General features: G+C 66.3%; 17 protein-coding genes and 1 tRNA gene. 8 read left to right on the top strand and 10 right to left on the bottom strand.

What is annotated here, in order from left to right; translation table 11 throughout:
• Window positions 1-27 precede the first annotated feature (27 nt).
• Window positions 28-603 carry a protease inhibitor Inh/omp19 family protein gene (locus V5F48_RS19445; RefSeq protein ID WP_394260036.1) on the bottom strand — a complete coding sequence of 192 codons (576 nt, stop codon included), beginning with the start codon at window positions 601-603 and terminating at the stop codon, window positions 28-30.
• A gap of 296 nt (window positions 604-899) precedes the next feature.
• Here V5F48_RS19445 and V5F48_RS19440 point away from each other — a divergent pair, with 296 nt between their 5' ends.
• Together V5F48_RS19440 and V5F48_RS19435 are read left to right on the top strand one after the other, a co-directional pair.
• Complete coding sequence (locus V5F48_RS19440) at window positions 900-1,673, top strand: SDR family NAD(P)-dependent oxidoreductase (RefSeq protein ID WP_394260035.1); 774 nt, start codon at window positions 900-902, stop codon at window positions 1,671-1,673.
• Window positions 1,674-1,866: 193 nt separating this feature from the next.
• Window positions 1,867-2,745 (top strand): methylated-DNA--[protein]-cysteine S-methyltransferase, encoded by an 879-nt coding sequence (locus V5F48_RS19435; RefSeq protein WP_394260034.1) that lies wholly within the window; start codon window positions 1,867-1,869, stop codon window positions 2,743-2,745.
• Here V5F48_RS19435 and V5F48_RS19430 read toward each other — a convergent pair whose 3' ends face one another.
• From V5F48_RS19430 to hemH, 4 genes are all read right to left on the bottom strand, one after another.
• On the bottom strand, window positions 2,746-2,922 hold the full coding sequence (locus V5F48_RS19430; protein ID WP_394109824.1) for a hypothetical protein: 177 nt from the start codon (window positions 2,920-2,922) through the stop codon (window positions 2,746-2,748).
• 143 nt (window positions 2,923-3,065) lie between these two features.
• Entirely contained in the window at window positions 3,066-3,311 is a 246-nt protein-coding gene (locus V5F48_RS19425) for a hypothetical protein (RefSeq protein ID WP_394260033.1), read from the bottom strand.
• The gene (locus tag V5F48_RS19420) at window positions 3,295-3,597 is read right to left on the bottom strand and encodes a BrnT family toxin (protein ID WP_394260032.1); all 303 of its coding nucleotides are present in this window, start codon (window positions 3,595-3,597) and stop codon (window positions 3,295-3,297) included. The genes V5F48_RS19425 and V5F48_RS19420 overlap by 17 nt, the downstream gene beginning before the upstream one ends.
• A 152-nt stretch (window positions 3,598-3,749) precedes the next feature.
• Window positions 3,750-4,811, bottom strand: a complete 1,062-nt coding sequence (gene hemH / locus V5F48_RS19415) for a ferrochelatase (RefSeq protein WP_394260031.1) — start codon at window positions 4,809-4,811, stop codon at window positions 3,750-3,752.
• Window positions 4,812-5,100: 289 nt separating this feature from the next.
• Here hemH and V5F48_RS19410 point away from each other — a divergent pair, with 289 nt between their 5' ends.
• Entirely contained in the window at window positions 5,101-6,399 is a 1,299-nt protein-coding gene (locus V5F48_RS19410; protein ID WP_394260030.1) for a glycosyltransferase family protein, read from the top strand.
• 189 nt (window positions 6,400-6,588) lie between these two features.
• Entirely contained in the window at window positions 6,589-7,008 is a 420-nt protein-coding gene (locus V5F48_RS19405) for an EF-hand domain-containing protein (protein WP_394260029.1), read from the top strand.
• A gap of 268 nt (window positions 7,009-7,276) precedes the next feature.
• On the opposite strand, the gene V5F48_RS19400 is transcribed toward V5F48_RS19405, so the two are convergent.
• Window positions 7,277-7,351, bottom strand: a tRNA-Val gene (locus V5F48_RS19400).
• Window positions 7,352-7,412: 61 nt separating this feature from the next.
• Entirely contained in the window at window positions 7,413-7,829 is a 417-nt protein-coding gene (cpdR, locus tag V5F48_RS19395; protein ID WP_394260028.1) for a cell cycle two-component system response regulator CpdR, read from the bottom strand.
• A gap of 135 nt (window positions 7,830-7,964) precedes the next feature.
• Here cpdR and V5F48_RS19390 point away from each other — a divergent pair, with 135 nt between their 5' ends.
• Window positions 7,965-8,852, top strand: coding sequence for an N-formylglutamate amidohydrolase (locus V5F48_RS19390; protein ID WP_394260027.1), 888 nt, complete (start codon window positions 7,965-7,967; stop codon window positions 8,850-8,852).
• Between the two features lie 1,370 nt (window positions 8,853-10,222).
• Entirely contained in the window at window positions 10,223-11,005 is a 783-nt protein-coding gene (gene hisN, locus V5F48_RS19385; protein ID WP_394260026.1) for a histidinol-phosphatase, read from the top strand.
• Window positions 11,006-11,100: 95 nt separating this feature from the next.
• Here the strand turns inward: hisN and V5F48_RS19380 are convergent, their stop codons facing one another.
• Together V5F48_RS19380 and V5F48_RS19375 are read right to left on the bottom strand one after the other, a co-directional pair.
• A complete protein-coding gene (locus tag V5F48_RS19380) occupies window positions 11,101-12,048 on the bottom strand; it encodes an alpha/beta fold hydrolase (RefSeq protein ID WP_394260025.1) in 948 nt (315 codons plus the stop codon).
• A gap of 108 nt (window positions 12,049-12,156) precedes the next feature.
• Window positions 12,157-12,777 carry a hypothetical protein gene (locus V5F48_RS19375; protein WP_394260024.1) on the bottom strand — a complete coding sequence of 207 codons (621 nt, stop codon included), beginning with the start codon at window positions 12,775-12,777 and terminating at the stop codon, window positions 12,157-12,159.
• 253 nt (window positions 12,778-13,030) lie between these two features.
• Between V5F48_RS19375 and V5F48_RS19370 the strand changes: the two genes are divergently transcribed.
• Window positions 13,031-13,513 (top strand): Hsp20 family protein, encoded by a 483-nt coding sequence (locus V5F48_RS19370; RefSeq protein ID WP_394109803.1) that lies wholly within the window; start codon window positions 13,031-13,033, stop codon window positions 13,511-13,513.
• 211 nt (window positions 13,514-13,724) lie between these two features.
• Window positions 13,725-14,693, top strand: a complete 969-nt coding sequence (locus V5F48_RS19365) for a phosphoglycerate dehydrogenase (protein WP_394260023.1) — start codon at window positions 13,725-13,727, stop codon at window positions 14,691-14,693.
• 174 nt (window positions 14,694-14,867) lie between these two features.
• Here V5F48_RS19365 and V5F48_RS19360 read toward each other — a convergent pair whose 3' ends face one another.
• Window positions 14,868-15,161 carry a MoaD/ThiS family protein gene (locus tag V5F48_RS19360; RefSeq protein ID WP_394260022.1) on the bottom strand — a complete coding sequence of 98 codons (294 nt, stop codon included), beginning with the start codon at window positions 15,159-15,161 and terminating at the stop codon, window positions 14,868-14,870.
• Between the last annotated feature and the right edge of the window lie 2 nt (window positions 15,162-15,163).

Here is a 15,163-nt window from a genome sequence, read left to right as displayed (position 1 = left end):
CACCGGCCGCAAGTCACTGGTCGCAAGTCACCGGCTGAGCGTGACCTTCTGGTTGCTCTCGGAAATGAGGCCCACATAGTGGTTGGGGCCGGATGGCTGGAGCCGGGCCGTGACCTTGCCCTGATGGTTCTGGAGCACGATGTCCGGACCCATGGTATCCCAGCCCTTGGTCATGAAGATCTCGCTGGGGCAGGAGACGTCGGCCTGGGCCGAGAGGCCGGAAAGGCCGCGGTCGGTGCTCAGGCGCAGCGGGCAGGAATTGCGCCCGTCGTCCCACGCGAAGGTCCAGGCGCCGGACAATTGGCCTTGCGCGACGCTGGGGGCATAGGCGGTGCCGCCGGGGTTGGCGGCAGGCGGGGTGAGCGGCACGTTGGCGGCGGTGGAGCGCGGCGTGATGGCGCTGGTGGCGGTCTCCGCCGTGGAGGCCGAGACGTTCTGGGGCGCAGGCGCGCTTTCCACCGAACCGGTGGGCGCCGTGAGAACCCGATTGCTCGCCACGGCGGACGGCTTCGCCCCGAAGCCGTCAAGCTCCGTGCTGCAACCGCCGAGTGCCAATGCACCGATGGTCAGCGACAGGGCCGCCGATACCAGAACCACCTTCATTCAACGCACTCCGGACGTGCCCGCAAACCTAGCGCGTCTCCCAAGCCTCCGCCACCTGCGGAAAAGCCCGGAAGGGCGCCATCAACGTTCGGGTCACAGCCGGCCCGAAGGCGAACTCCGTTGCCGGCTGTGACAGCGGGCACCCTTTCGGCAGAACATGGCAGCACCAAGGCCGCGGCCTCACCTTGATACCGTTGTAAGGTGGCGGATGGACGCGATGGTTAAGGCGGGTTAATCAGCAGGCCCTTACCGTCTTGCCAGAGTCCATCTCCTTCTTCGCTTGCCGGAGCTGCCCCATGTCCATGCTCGATCCCAGCACCCTGACCCTTCTTGTCACCGGCGCCACCTCCGGCATCGGCGCGGCGACGGTGCGCCGCTTCGCCGGCGTGGGCGCGCGGGTGATCGCGGTGGGCCGTCGCGCGGAGCGCCTCGATGCGCTCAAGGCCGAGTTCGGCGACCTCATCCATCCCCTGGTGCTGGACGTGCGCGACGAGAAGGCGACCTTTGAGGCCTTCTCCAGCCTGCCGGCACCGTTCGATGCCTATAACGTGGTGTTCGCCAATGCCGGCCTCGCCATGGGGCTGGAGCCCGCCTACGAGGCCAAGCTCGACGATTGGAACACCATGGTGGAGACCAACATCTCCGGCATGCTCTACACCGTGCGGGCGAGCCTGCCGGCCATGATCGCGCGCAAGCAGGGGCACCTGGTGTTCACCGGCTCCATCGCCGGCGACTATTCCTATCCGGGCGCCAACGTCTATGGCGCCACCAAGGCCTTCGTGAAGCAGTTCTCGCTGAACGTGTGGGCGGACGTGGCCGGCACCGGCGTGCGCGTCACCAACATCGAGCCGGGCCTCACCGAGACGGAATTCTCCGTGGTCCGCTTCGGCGGCGACAAGGAGCGGGCCGACAATGTCTATGCCGGCGCCACGCCCATGACCGGCGAGGACATCGCCGAGCAGGTCTTCTTCGCCTGCACCCTGCCGCGGCATGTGAACATCAACCGCATCCAGTCCATGTCGTCCCAGCAGACCTTCGGCCCGCTGGTGGTGAAGCGCGACCCGGTGTGAGCAACGGCAAAGGCAGGGGGCCGCGGCGGCGTCCGGGCAGGCGTCTGGCGCCGGGCGGCGAAATCGGGTGGGCGTGGCTTGCCGGCTCTGGTGAGATGGGCCACGCTCGACCTGAAGGAGATGCCCCGTGCTGGCGCTCGATTGCCCCGCCCTCGATTTGTCCGCTTCCGATTTGTCCGTTCCCGGAGGCCGGATGATCGCGACGCCGGCCACCCCGCTGGCCATCGCCGCCCGCGACTATGACGTGGTGCGCCGGGCGGTGGAGTATATTTCCCGCCATGTGCGCCAGCAGCCGGAGGTGGAGGAGATCGCCGCCGCCGCCGGCGTCTCCGCCCGGGCGCTCACCGACCTGTTCCGCCGCTGGTGCGGGCTGACCCCCAAGGCCTTCCTCCAGGCGGTGACGCTGGACCGGGCCCGCCGCATCGTCTCGCAATGCCCGAACGTGCTGGATGCGGCCTTCGAGCTGGGCCTGTCCGGCCCCGGCCGCCTGCACGATCTGTTCGTGGTGCACGAGGCCATGTCGCCGGGGGAGTGGAAGACCGGCGGGGCGGGGCTGGTGGTGCGCTTCGGCTTCCATCCCTCGCCGTTTGGGCTGGCGCTGGCCATGTCCACGCCGCGCGGCCTGTGCGGCCTCGCCTTCGCCGATGTGGGGGAGGAGGCCGCGGCACTGGCCGACATGCGCGCCCGCTGGCCCAACGCCACCTATGTGGAAGACCCCACCGCCACCGCGCCGCTGGTAGCGCGCATCTTCGATCCTACGTCGTGGCAGGGTGACCAGCCCCTGCGCATCGTGTTCATCGGCACCGATTTCGAGATCAAGGTGTGGGAGACGCTGCTGCGCATCCCCATGGGCCTTGCCACCACCTATTCCACCATCGCCGAGCACGTGGGCCGGCCGAAGGCGGCGCGGGCGGTGGGGGCGGCCATCGGCAAGAACCCCATTTCCTTCGTGGTGCCGTGCCACCGGGTCATCGGCAAGAGCGGCGACCTCACCGGCTACCACTGGGGCCTCACCCGCAAGCGCGCCATACTCGGCTGGGAAGCCGGCAAGGTGGAGCCTGCGGGGGAGTAATCAGCCGTTGCGGCTGGTCTTGCGGGAAATCAGCGCGCGGGGGTCGATCTTCTGCATCGGGCCGGTGCGCCGGGCACCGATGCAGCGCCCGCCCGCCGGGACGTAGACGATTTCGCTGCGCTGCGCCATTTCGCGGACCTGCGCCAGGCAGGCGCGCCGCAGGGTGATCTCGCTCATTTCAATCCTTCCATGGGGTTGGTGCGCCTTTTAGCGGAGCGGAAGCCGCTTGGCTCCTGCTTTGTTGCCAAAAAACGCCGTCCCGTGGAGGTTTGTCGTCGGGCGGCAGGGCGGTACCGGTGAGGCGTGTCAGGCCCGCACGATCAGGGCGCGGTCTTGCCGGCCTGCTTGGCCTTCGCATAGGCCTTGAGCACATTCTGCATGCGCGTCAGGTGGCCCTTGCCCTTGGCCTCTTCATAGAAGAAGGCGAACACCTCCGGGTCGAGCTTCAGATGCACCGAGCGCGGCACCTTCGGCCCCTCGATCTCGGCCTTGGCCCAAAACTCCGGGCCGAGGCTTTCGCCCTCGGGGGCGTTGGGATCGTGGAAAAGCTCACCCTTCTCCTTCATCTTCCGAATTTCGGCGAGCGAGGCCCGCCTGATATTGGGATCGCTCATGGCGACCTCCCTTCCATGCGGTGATCAGCCTGATGAGGCCGTCACGCTCAGTATAAACAACGACGAAGCAGTCTTCGTCGACCATGCCGATGGCGATTTTCCTGGCCTCTCCATAGTCCTTCCGGTCGTCGATGCGGGTCAGGATAGGGCCTTCGAAAATCAGGGCTGCGTCAAGGAGGTCGACGCCCCGATTTGCGATATTCGTCTGTCGCTTATTTTCATCCCACTCGAAATCCATTTAAAACCTCTTCCATTTCTGGAAGAATGCATTCCAAAGCTCTCGACATTTAAACGGTCAGAGTGCTACCTTGCGATCTGCGTGAGTGTACACAAATCGTGTACGCCGTCCAGATCGATGAAGCTGGGTGCATTATTCCACATACGGAGGGCCTACCCCACCCAGCCCTTCAGCTCCCGCTCCACCACGTGGGCGAGCACGCGCAGGCCTTCCGCGTCGGCGTTGAGGCAGGGGATGGCGGCGAACTTCTCCCCGCCGTGGTGCAGGAAGATGTCGCGGTTCTCCACCCCGATCTCCTCCAGCGTCTCCAGGCAGTCCGCCACGAAGCCGGGATTGACCACGGCGAGCCGCTTCACCCCGCTTTCCGCCAGCGCCTGCACCGTGGCGTCGGTGTAGGGCTTCAGCCATTCCTCGCGGCCGAAGCGGGACTGGAAGGTGAGGCGGAAGCGCGTGTCATCGAACCCCAGCCGCGCGCGCAGCAGGCGGGCGGTCTTGGCGCACTGGCAGTGATAGGGATCGCCCTTCAGCAGGTAGGATTTCGGAATGCCGTGGAAGGAGGCCAGAATCACCTCCGGCTCGAAATCGAGGGCCGCAAGATGCCGCTCCAGCGCGGCCGCCACCTGATCGATATAGACCGCGTCGTCGTGCCAGGGGGGGGCGACGCGCAGGGTCGGCTGCCAGCGCATGGCTTTCAGCGCATCGAAGGCCTTGTCGCATACGGTGGCGGAGGTGGCGGCGGCATATTGCGGATAGAGGGGCACCAGAAGGATGCGCTCGCAGCCCTGCGCCTGGAGCGCCGAGAGGCGCTCGGCGATGGGCGGCTTGCCGTAGCGCATGGCGAAATCCACCACGATGCGCGAATCAAGGCCGGCGAGTTGCGCCGCGAGCTTCTCCGCCTGGTCGCGGGTGATGGTCTTCAGCGGGCCTTCGTTGCGCTCATGGTTCCAGATGCTGGCGTAGTCGCGGCCCTTGGGTCCGGGGCGCTTGGTGAGGATGATGGCGTTGAGCACGAACCACCACAGGGCGCGGTTCACCTCGATCACCCGCCGGTCGGAGAGGAATTCCTTCAAATAGGCCCGCATGGACCAGTAGTCGGTGGCCTCCGGCGTGCCGAGATTGACGATGAGCACGCCGATGCGGCCGAAGGCGACCTTGGGGTGGTCCGGCGGCAGGTGCGTCGTGTCGGGGGAGAACGCGGGCACGTTTGCGGTCATTGGGGTCCTCGAATATGTCCCGGCGAGATGGCGCCTGCGGGCCGGCGCGTCAATCGGTGGTGCGTCAATCGGAGGCCCGTCTATCCTTGCGCGGACATGCGGCACCGCAGACCCGGCCAGACCCATACGCTGCGGCGGCGGTGCCGGATGGGCGGGCGGCTTGAAAGTGTACCCGTCTTGCGGGCAGCGGCCATTGCCGCCATCACTGGATGCTTGTTAGTGGATGGCGGTTTGGCGAACGGAGTTGAAGACGATGCGGACAGGGTCTCTACCCAAGACCGGTGGGTCCTTGATCCGCAAAGACGGGCGCTTTGTCGATCGACTACGGCAGTCGGTGGAAGCTATGGTCCGCAAGTTGAGGCGAAGTATCGTCGGCTTCGATCATCGTGATCTTGCGCGTCTCTCCGGGTCGGCCGGTGGAGAGTATTCTCCATCCATGGCTGCAAACGGCTTTGCCGTGCTGGATTCATTGACGCGATTACAAGGCGATAGGCAGTCGCGCAACCCGTTGTTCGCTGTTGTTTCCGTGCTGCCGCCACAGGAATCTGGAATTGCGGATTTCAGCTTCCGAGCGCTCCAAGGGGCTGACGATAACGTCGATGTCTATTTCCCACATGCGGATTTAGAGGAATATTTTCTCGTCACCCGTCGACTTTTTGAGGGCAAAGGAAACATCGAAGCGTTTTCATTGTCTAGCTTTGATGTTGGCCTGAACCTCCGTAAGTACAAAATAGTGATCTGGGTTCTTGGAAACTCCACTCATCATGTTCCTGTTGCCCGTTTGATGCGACAGGGTGCCCGCTTTCCGATCAAAGCGCGGCAATGGGCGTATGTTCATGACCCGATGATGCCGGATTTGGCGTCACATTTGGGGCTTGACCGGATGGGCGGCGATTGCGGTCTTGGGCGCGCGGGCGTGGGCCGTATCGTGGAAGGCCTGGATCTGGAGCGCTGCATCGTGCATTCCGAGGCCGCCCGCCGATGGCTCGAGGCGGACGGGATGGGTTGCGTCGACGTGCTGTTTCATCCTGTCTTCGACCCGTTTGAACCGAAGGGGCCGCTCGCAATGGACGGCGCGATCCGTCTGGGCTCCTTCGGCGTGCAAGGCGCTGCCAAGGGGTCCCACCTCGTTATCGAGGCGTTCCGAGAGATAAAATTGCTGCGACCGCAAAGCACTTTGGTGCTCGCGGGGCATCTGGTGAGAGATTATGCGCGTCAGGCGGGCATTTTGAACGAACCGGGCTTGCTGATCGAGGAATCTGCGACACCAGCCCGCTTCCTGGAATTGATGCGGAGCGTCGATGTGGCCGTACAGTTGCGGCTTTCGAACGAGGGTGAGAGTTCAGGTGTGATTCCGCAGCTCTTGTCTCGGGATGTACCCGTCATCACATCGCCGGTGGGGGCGTTTCTCAGCTACGGGAGTGCAGTCCGCTATTTTGACGCATCCGAGGGACGCTCCGCCCTCGCGCAGGCGGTGTTCGATGAACGGGATACCGCTGCGGCGCGGAGCGATGCGCGCCGCGCGTTTGTCGCGGCGCACTCCTCGCAGCGCTTCCGCGCCAGACTGAAACATCTGGCTGCGGGCTGACAAGGACCGGCCCTGCCATGCAGAATGGCGGAGCTCTCGTCGTGCGCCAGGCATTTGCGGACGGGCGTTTGCGGACGGGTGTTTGCGGCCAGGTGTTTGCGGGCTTGTGTTGCTGCCGCGAGGGCGGAAGGCTACAGCCTTGCCGATACCGGCCTGCCGAACGGTGGACCCACAAGAAGGAGACGTTCCATGTCGCACACGCTGTTTCGCCTGGGTGCCGCCGCGGCGCTGACGGGCCTGCTCTCGCTCGGTGGGATCGTGTCTGCCGCCGCGGCGACCTCCGGCAAGGACGCCCTCGCCCTGCTCAACAAGGACGGCGACGACACGTTCGAGATCGTCGAGGTGATCGACCTCGGCACCAAGCTGTTCGTGGCCATCAATCCGGATGGGGACACGACCCTTGAGAAGGACGAGACCAAGGGCCGGCTGACCGATGCCGACTGGAAGGCCGTCAACAAGGATGCCGACCAGACGCTGGAAATGGACGAGTGGCTCGCGGTGGTCCGCGCCCGCTTCAACGCCGCCGATACCAACAAGGACGGCAAGCTGACGGTGAAGGAACTGGATGCTCCCGCAGGCCAGAAGCTGCTGCTGCTGATCGTCAAGTGAGGCCTTCGGGGCGCATTTGGGGCCGGTGATGCTTGCTCATCGGCGCGCTGAAGGCCCGCGCGACGCCGGACGAGACCCGGCGCCGCGCGGACCACAGCTGCCGCATGGCGCACCGGGCCGGGGCCGATCTTTGGGCGATGGCCGATCTTTAGGCGATGGCTTTGGGCGTGGCTTGTCGCGTGGGCTTGTGGCTGCCGCCGGGATGCCGGGATGGATCACCGGCAATGGCAACGACCCAGCGAAAGGCTCGCTGAGTCTGGGTGAGGGATGGTGGGCGCGACAGGGATCGAACCTGTGACCCCTACGATGTCAACGTAGTGCTCTCCCGCTGAGCTACGCGCCCCCTCGCAGGAGCCGCCTCTATATCGGCCGTCTTCGCCGGAGGCAAGGCCCCTGAGTGTGGATCAGGCGGCTGCCAACATCTTTCCCACCTCGGAGACGAGATCGCGCAGGTGGAAGGGCTTGGACAGCACCTTCGCCTCGCTGGGCGCCTCGTTGTCGGCGTTCAGCGCCACGGCGGCGAAGCCGGTGATGAACATGACCTTGAGGTCGGGATCGAGTTCGGTCGCCCGGCGGGCGAGCTCGATGCCGTCCATCTCGGGCATGACGATGTCGGTGAGTAGAAGCTCGAAGGGTTCCTCGCGCATGCGCTCATAGGCGGACCGGCCATTGTCGCACGAGGCGACGGAATAGCCCGCGTTCTGAAGCGCCTTCACCAGAAAGCGCCGCATGTCGTTGTCATCTTCGGCGAGCAGGATCTTGGGCACGCCACTTCCCCTGATGTCGTGATCGGTCCTTCCCCGGTGCGGGGCCGGGGCCATATGACTTGTCTGACCCAATCGGGTAAATTCGAAGTGAAGGTCGCGCCGCCTCTTCACAAGCTGCCGCCCGCCGGGCCATCATGAGGTTCGGTCCGGGGGATTTTTCTGGAACGTTTACAATTCATTGGGTTGTTGATGACCGCCTGCCTCGCCGATGCAATAGAACCTGCCTTCGAGGTGCTCGTGCCGGACGGCGCGTGCGCGCCGTTCGTTTTCAATTCCCCGCACTCCGGGCGAATCTATCCCCGCAGCTTCGTCGCCCAGACCCGGCTCGACTTTGCCACGCTGCGGCGCTCGGAGGACACTTTCGTGGACGAATTGTTCGTCCATGCGGTGTCGCAGGGGGCCCCGATGATGCGGGCGCTGTTCCCGCGCTCCTTCCTCGACCTCAACCGCGAGCCCTATGAGCTGGATCCGCGCATGTTCGAGGGCCGGTTGCCGCCCTTTGCCAACACGCGGTCCATCCGCGTGTCCGGCGGGCTCGGCACCATCGCGCGGGTGGTGGGGGATGCGCAGGAGATCTATCCGCGCCGCCTTGCCGTGAGTGAGGCGCTGGAGCGGATCGAGACCTTTTACAAGCCGTACCATCAGGCCCTGCGCCGGCTCATCGCCCGGGTGCAGCGCCAGTGGGGCCTGGCGGTGCTGGTGGATTGCCATTCCATGCCCTCGGCCTCCAACCGCGAGGACATGGCCCGCGCCGATTTCGTCATCGGCGACCGCTATGGCACCAGCTGCAGCGAGATCGTGACCGAGGCCATCGAGGCGGGGCTGACCGCGCGCGGCTACAAGGTGGTGCGCAACAAGCCTTATGCCGGCGGTTATATCACCGAGCATTACGGCAATCCCTCCGCCGGCCTGCATGCCGTGCAGATCGAACTCAACCGCAGCCTCTACATGGACGAGGCCGCCTACGAGCGGCACGCGGGATTCGAGCGTGTCCGCTCCGACATTGCCGGGCTCCTGCCGGAGCTGTTTGCCGCCGTCGCCGACCGCCTCGCGCCGCCTCGCGCCGCCGCCGAATGAGCGAGCAATGCATTTTTTAAACTGGTGCCTTGCGTTTTTCGAATGGCACGGCTACCAATTCCACCACGGCTGATGGTTTGAGCATCATTATACCGGTTGTGGACATCAACGTGGGGCGCGTTGGTGTCAGATCGGTATTTGATGGGGGAAGGTGGCGACAGATCGCCTCCCGCAAGCCTGCTAGGCGGCCGTTTGGGGCTTTGGCACATCGCTTTGCGTGTCCGGAACTTTCGGAACCGCCAGCCCCAAAAAGAAAGGGGCCGTCCGCGTGAGCGAACGGCCCAAGTCTAGGGAGGAAACGCCCAAGGAGGGCAGCGACACAGCGACGCCAATCGCCATGTCGCACTGCACAAATAGCCTAGTGCGCTGCCATAAATCAAGTCCCCTTTTGTCGCAGTCTGAGATTGCGCGTTAAGTCGTTGATTTTAGAGGTATTATAGCAGGGCTGCCATGCGGCCTTGCGCGCGTGGCTGGTCATGTGCGGGCGAAAAATTTTCGCGGCGAGTCGCAATCCCTTCTGCAGAGCGCGACCACAGGGCCAGTGGCGGGTCGCCGACCCCCAGATGCCCGTGGGGTTTGGCCCGCGGGGTTGGCCCGTCGTTTGGCCCGTTCCCCCGGTGGATGTCCCGGTGCGATAGGGTTGTGATGTGCGAGGGAAAGCGAGCGGCGGGGAAGCCGGCGGCCCTTGCCCGATCCTTGGCCGATCCTTGGGCCCCGGCGGACTGCGGTCGAGAAGCTTCGGCCTGAGAGGGCGCTCGACAGGGATGCGCTCTCCAAGAATGCGTACAGGCTGCGAGAAAGCGCTCTCCAAGAAAGCGCGCTGGCTGCGAGAAAGCGCACTGCGGGAAAGCCAGGAGCCCGCGTTCCGGGGCTCCCGGAAGAGGGACAACGCACGTATGGCGTGCAGGGTGGCCCCAAAAAGAAAGGGACCGCTCACGTTGCCGGAGCGGTCCAAGTCTAGGGAGGAAACGCCCAAGGAGGGCAGCGGCACTGCAACAAACAATGCCGCGCTGCACCAATATGCCCCCGCGCCCCCTTTGTATCAAGGCCATGGCCGGCGGATTGTTTGGGCACATCCATCTCACCTGAAACCATTCGTTTGCAGTCTTTTATTCGTCGGCTGCCTATTTGGTGCGCGATTGCACCGGTGCGATGCCCGCGGTTCGCCCAATGGCAGCGCCACTCCGCGCGGGTGATTTTGCAGATCATCTTGTCCGGTGATCTTTCCCGGTGATCTTTTTCCTTGGCAGGGGCGGGGCCGCGCGCTTTCTTGGCCGCGCGCTTTTTGGCGCCGACCGCCGCGACCCGGGCGCCGCACGTCGGCGCGGGGCCTCGCGGCATCCCCATCGCTTTCACTTTTCGGAGCCGCCATGACCGCCGTCGATTTCGACGCTTTCGTCCACAAGCTCGCGACCGTCTCCGGCGAGGCGATCCTGCCCTTCTTCCGCACCGCCCTCGGTGTCGAGGACAAGGGCGCCGGCCGTGGCTTCGATCCCGTCACCGAGGCCGACCGCGCCGCCGAGCAGGCCATGCGCAGGCTCATCCGCGAGACCTTCCCGGCCCATGGCATCATCGGCGAGGAGTTCGACAATGTGGTCGGCGATGCGCCTTATGTCTGGGCGCTGGATCCCATTGACGGCACCAAGTCGTTCATCGCCGGCCTGCCGGCCTGGGGCACCCTCATCGGCCTGCTGAAGGGCGGCGATCCGGTCTACGGCATGATGCACCAGCCGTTCATCGGTGAGCGCTTCTTCGGCGATGGCGGCGTGGCGCGCTATCTGGGGCCTGCCGGCGAGCGCATCCTGTCCGCGCGCGACTGCCGTCGCCTTGAGGACGCCATCCTGTTCACCACCAGCCCGCGCCTGATGAATACGGCCGATCGCGCCGCCTTCGAGACCGTGGAGGAGCGCGTGCGCCTCTCCCGCTACGGCGGCGACTGCTATGCCTATTGCATGGTGGCGGCGGGGCTGGTGGATCTCGTCATCGAGACCGGCCTGCAGGACCATGACATCATCGCCCTCATCCCCATCATCGAGGGGGCGGGGGGCATCGTCACCAACTGGGAAGGCGGCTCGCCGGTCCATGGCGGGCGTGTGGTGGCGGCCGGCAGCCGCAGGGTTCATGAGGAGGCGCTTCGCCTCCTGACGGCCTGAGGTGTCCGGAGGCGCTTCGCCTCCTCACAGCCTGAGGGATTCGGAGGCGTTGCGCCTCCTCACGGCGTAGGGTGCCTGGCGGCGAGAATGCCGCCTTACAGGACCGGCGTGCCGGGGATGAAGGCATCGAATGCGGCCCAGAACTGGGCGCGGAAGATGTCTCTTTCCATCATCAGCTCGTGGCGGCTGGCCGGCACCACCACATGGGCGCCGGCGATGAGCCGGGCCGAGAAATGCTCGATGGCCTTGTTCGAGACCAGCCGCTCGCCCCCGGCAGCGACGATGAGCAGGGGCTGGCGGATGCGGCTGATGGTGTCGGGGTGTGTCAGCTCCGCCATGAGCGCCTCGGCCCCGGCGAGCCAGCCCATGGTTGGTGCGCCGAGGTCCAGCACCGGAAAGGCGCTGGCGAGGGCCTGGGTCCGCTCGAACCGGGCGCGGTCGGAGGTCAAGAGATTGCCCTCGAAGCGCATGCGCGACAGCGCCCGCCCATGCCCGCCCGGCACATAGGCGCGGGCGAAGCCCAGATGGGCGAGCGCGAGGGACAGGGGGCGCACGATACCTTCGAAGGGCACCGCATCCAGGCCCAGCATGGGCGCGGTGAGGACCATGCGGTCGAACCAGCGCTGGCCGTCCAGCGCCGAAGACAGAAGGATGGTGCCGCCCATGGAATGGGCCAGCGCGAAATGCGGCGGCGGGCAATCGGGCAGCATCACCTCGCGGGCGAACACCTCCAGGTCCAGGAGATAGTCCGAGAAGCGGGGCACATGCCCTTTCAGCGGGTTGCGCAGCAGGCGCTGGGAGCCACCCTGGCCGCGCCAGTCCACCATGGCCACGGCGAAGCCGCGGGAGCGCAGTTCGCGCACCACCTCGAAATACTTCTCGATGAATTCGCAGCGCCCGCCGAACAAGGCGACGGTGCCTTTCACGCTGCCGGCATCGGGCGCCCAGCGGGCAAAGCGCAGCTTCACGCCGTCGGCGGCGACGAGTTCGCCGGTGACGCAGCCGTCTGGCACCGGATGGTTGGGAAGGGCGAACAGGGTCATGCGAGGCTTCGGCAAGCTCTGCTTGGGCGCAAGCCGGAAGGCCCGGCCCGGAACGATGCGCGAGGGTTACACGCTCGGGCGGGCCTTCACAATCGCAGCCTTCAGCGCTCACGGCGTGGCGGGGCGGAAGCCGATCACCTGCATGCCGTTGATCTCGCCGCTGTCCGCATCCAGCACCAGGCGCACCCGCTCGCCGCGCGGCCCGGTGGCCTCGGCGAGAAAGCTGCGCCCGCGCTGACGCACGGCACTGACGTCCACGAAGCCGCGGGCCTTCAGGCTGGCGGCTACGTCCTCGGATTTCAACGGTGGCGCGCCGGGCGGTCGGGCCAGATAGGGCTGGTAGGGATGGGGACGGCTCCCCGTGAGGGGGGCGGCGACACGGACGGCGAACGCCTCCGCCACATGATTGAAACGAAGGCCCGGCCCACCCGGCGCGTTCGCCTCCGCCGGCCGCGGTTCGACGTGGGCGGGTTGGGCGGATTGAGCGCGCAAATCGGAACGCGAGCCGGAGCTTCGGCCGAGGTCCAAATCGGCGGACATGCCCCAGCCGACGCCCTCTCCGGCCGCGCCCCGCTCTGTGGCGGTGGCGTCCACCCGCGCCGCGCCAGGGCCGGGTCCCGCATCGCGCTCCTGCCGCACGTCCAGCGTGCACTGGGCGGCGACCGGTGGTGCCGGCATCGCCACAAGGGCGAACAGGACGGCTGAGAGGGCAGCCGGGACGGCGCGCATGGCCTGATCCTCCCCTTCCGCCGCATCGGCGGATGGAGCTTCACGTATGGCCAGGAGTTTATGGGCGGCGCTTGAACGAAATCCGACGGGACCGTTCATCTGTCGTTCAGGAAACCGACCTGCGCCGGCGGCCCCTTGACGGCCGAAAATGGCCTCCCCACATCCTCAGGCAGGCGCCGGGCACTCGTGGCGGCGCCTGATCTGGACCCGGCTTGATGCGGGTCCTGCATGTCGCTTCAAAGGAGGATATGCCATGCGCACATTTGATCTGTCTCCGCTGTATCGCAACACCGTCGGCTTCGACCGGCTGTTCTCGCTGCTCGATTCCGTCGGCGGTGTGGATGCGGCACCCACTTACCCGCCCTATAATATCGAGCGAACCGGCGAGAATGCCTATCGCATCACGGTGGCCGTGGCGGGCTTCACCGACGCCGAACTCGGTATCGAGGTGAAGGAGAACACCCTCACCCTCAGGGGCGAGAAGAAGGCGGCTGAAACCACCGAGGCCGGCCAGATGCTTTATCGCGGTATCGCGGCCCGGGCCTTCGAACGTCGCTTCCAACTCGCCGACCATGTGGAGGTGAAGGGCGCTGCGCTTGAGAACGGCCTGCTGCACGTGGACCTCGTGCGCAGCATTCCCGAGGCCAAGAAGCCCCGTATCATCCCCATCGGCAACGGTGCGGGTGTGCCGGCGCCGAAAAGCATCGAGGGCGTGGGATCGGCTCAGGCCGCCTGATCGGGCTGCCTGATTAAAGCCCGCCGGGCCGGCGGGCTTGGGGGGCGAACCGGTTTCGCCCCCGTCCTTCAGGGCGGCGCGGGCAGCGCCGCCTTTTTCGCATGGGCAGGGTTGATTTCCGGGTTGATTTTGGCGGCGTGGAGGGGGACGAGAGGGGGCCCAGCCGCCTGAAAGGTCCGCTCCGTTGCCAGCTTCCCGCCCCAAGGTTCTCGTGACCACCCGCCTGTTCGATGAGGCCTCTGCCCGCTTCCTGGAGGCTCAGGGCTTCGAGGTGGTGCCCTCCGGCCTGCCCGGTGACGCCCTCGACACCCATATTCCCGACGCCGATCTCAACGCCCTGCTGGAGGGGGCGGTGGCCTGGATCGTTGGCCAGCGGGCGGTGACGCGCGCGGTCCTGGCCGCCCATCCGCAGCTGAAGGTGATTGCCCGGCGGGGCGTCGGCTACGACCGGGTCGACGTGGCGGCGGCGCGCGACCTCGGCCGGGTGGTGACCATTGCGGCCGGGGCCAACGATCCGGCGGTGGCCGATCATACCCTCGCCTTGATGCTGGCGGTTCTGCGCCGCCTCAAGGACAGCGACGCCGCCATCGCGCACGGTGACTGGCGGGTGGTCAGCGGGTCCGACCTCACCGGCAGGACGGTGGGCCTCATCGGCTTCGGACGCATCGGTCGGCAGGTGGCCCGCCGCCTGTCCGGCTTCGACGTGACGGTGCTGGTCACCTCACGCACGCCGGATCCCGAGGCCGCCGGCGTCACCTTCGTGCCGCTGGATGAACTGATCGCGCAGAGCGACGTGGTGAGCCTTCACGCGCCGCTGGTGCCGGAAACGCGCCACGTCATCAATGCCGCGACGCTGAAGGCCATGAAGCCCGGCGCGGTGGTGGTGAACACCTCCCGCGGCGGCCTCATCGACGATGCGGCGCTGCTCGCCGCGCTGGAACAGGGCGAGATCGCCGGTGCCGGCCTCGATGTGTTCGAGGCGGAAGTGGACCCGGCCTTGCAGCCCCTCGCGGAAGCCCTGGCGGCCCGCGCGGACGTGGTAGCCACCGCCCATGCGGCGGGATCGAGCCAGGAGGCGCTGGCCCGCGGCAACCTGATTTCCGCGCACTGCGTGGTGGCGGCCCTCGCCGGCACGCCGATGCCGACCGGCTGCCTGATCGCTGACGGGCGTGTGAAGTAATTCATTTACCATGTTGAAACTAAAGCGCTTCGGTTCTGGCGGGCGAGCCCGCCGGGCCGGAGTGCCATGTCGGAGAGCCGTGTCAGGGCGGACCCCGGCGGTATTACATCCGGATCTCAAGAAGCTGCGATAAGCTTATGGTTAATAAAGTCTTTTGCATGAATGCAAGAAGGCTCAGCCGCCGCTGATGGCGGTGAGGATGAACACGTCGGCTCCAGGCGCGAGCTGCGTGTCGAGCCGCGCGCGGCGGCCGTCCACGAACACGTTGATGTGCCGGCGGATGGCCGGGCGCTCGTCGCACAGCCGGTCGCGCATGCCGGGCCAGCGCGCCTCCAGCGCGTCCATGAGCTGACGGACGCTCAAGGCCTCCACCTCCACCAGCGTCTCGCCATCCGGGAACAGCCGCACCAGATGGGCGGGCAGCCGCACCCGCACGGTGGCGCGGGGCGGCTCGGGCAGCTTGGGCATGC

It is taken from the genome of Xanthobacter autotrophicus ATCC 700552 (genome assembly GCF_043194565.1).
Taxonomy (GTDB): domain Bacteria; phylum Pseudomonadota; class Alphaproteobacteria; order Rhizobiales; family Xanthobacteraceae; genus Xanthobacter; species Xanthobacter autotrophicus_F.
This window is presented reverse-complemented; position numbering and strand designations above follow the sequence as displayed.

What these genes read in the sequence shown, in the direction of transcription:
- V5F48_RS19445 (WP_394260036.1), bottom strand. Translation starts at nt 603, where the DNA reads ATGAAGGTGGTTCTGGTATCGGCGGCCCTGTCGCTGACCATCGGTGCA.
- V5F48_RS19440 (WP_394260035.1), top strand. Translation starts at nt 900, where the DNA reads ATGTCCATGCTCGATCCCAGCACCCTGACCCTTCTTGTCACCGGCGCC.
- V5F48_RS19435 (WP_394260034.1), top strand. Translation starts at nt 1,867, where the DNA reads ATGATCGCGACGCCGGCCACCCCGCTGGCCATCGCCGCCCGCGACTAT.
- V5F48_RS19430 (WP_394109824.1), bottom strand. Translation starts at nt 2,922, where the DNA reads ATGAGCGAGATCACCCTGCGGCGCGCCTGCCTGGCGCAGGTCCGCGAA.
- V5F48_RS19425 (WP_394260033.1), bottom strand. Translation starts at nt 3,311, where the DNA reads ATGAAGGAGAAGGGTGAGCTTTTCCACGATCCCAACGCCCCCGAGGGC.
- V5F48_RS19420 (WP_394260032.1), bottom strand. Translation starts at nt 3,597, where the DNA reads ATGGATTTCGAGTGGGATGAAAATAAGCGACAGACGAATATCGCAAAT.
- hemH (WP_394260031.1), bottom strand. Translation starts at nt 4,811, where the DNA reads ATGACCGCAAACGTGCCCGCGTTCTCCCCCGACACGACGCACCTGCCG.
- V5F48_RS19405 (WP_394260029.1), top strand. Translation starts at nt 6,589, where the DNA reads ATGTCGCACACGCTGTTTCGCCTGGGTGCCGCCGCGGCGCTGACGGGC.
- cpdR (WP_394260028.1), bottom strand. Translation starts at nt 7,829, where the DNA reads ATGGCCCCGGCCCCGCACCGGGGAAGGACCGATCACGACATCAGGGGA.
- V5F48_RS19390 (WP_394260027.1), top strand. Translation starts at nt 7,965, where the DNA reads ATGACCGCCTGCCTCGCCGATGCAATAGAACCTGCCTTCGAGGTGCTC.
- hisN (WP_394260026.1), top strand. Translation starts at nt 10,223, where the DNA reads ATGACCGCCGTCGATTTCGACGCTTTCGTCCACAAGCTCGCGACCGTC.
- V5F48_RS19380 (WP_394260025.1), bottom strand. Translation starts at nt 12,048, where the DNA reads ATGACCCTGTTCGCCCTTCCCAACCATCCGGTGCCAGACGGCTGCGTC.
- V5F48_RS19375 (WP_394260024.1), bottom strand. Translation starts at nt 12,777, where the DNA reads ATGCGCGCCGTCCCGGCTGCCCTCTCAGCCGTCCTGTTCGCCCTTGTG.
- V5F48_RS19370 (WP_394109803.1), top strand. Translation starts at nt 13,031, where the DNA reads ATGCGCACATTTGATCTGTCTCCGCTGTATCGCAACACCGTCGGCTTC.
- V5F48_RS19360 (WP_394260022.1), bottom strand. Translation starts at nt 15,161, where the DNA reads ATGCCCAAGCTGCCCGAGCCGCCCCGCGCCACCGTGCGGGTGCGGCTG.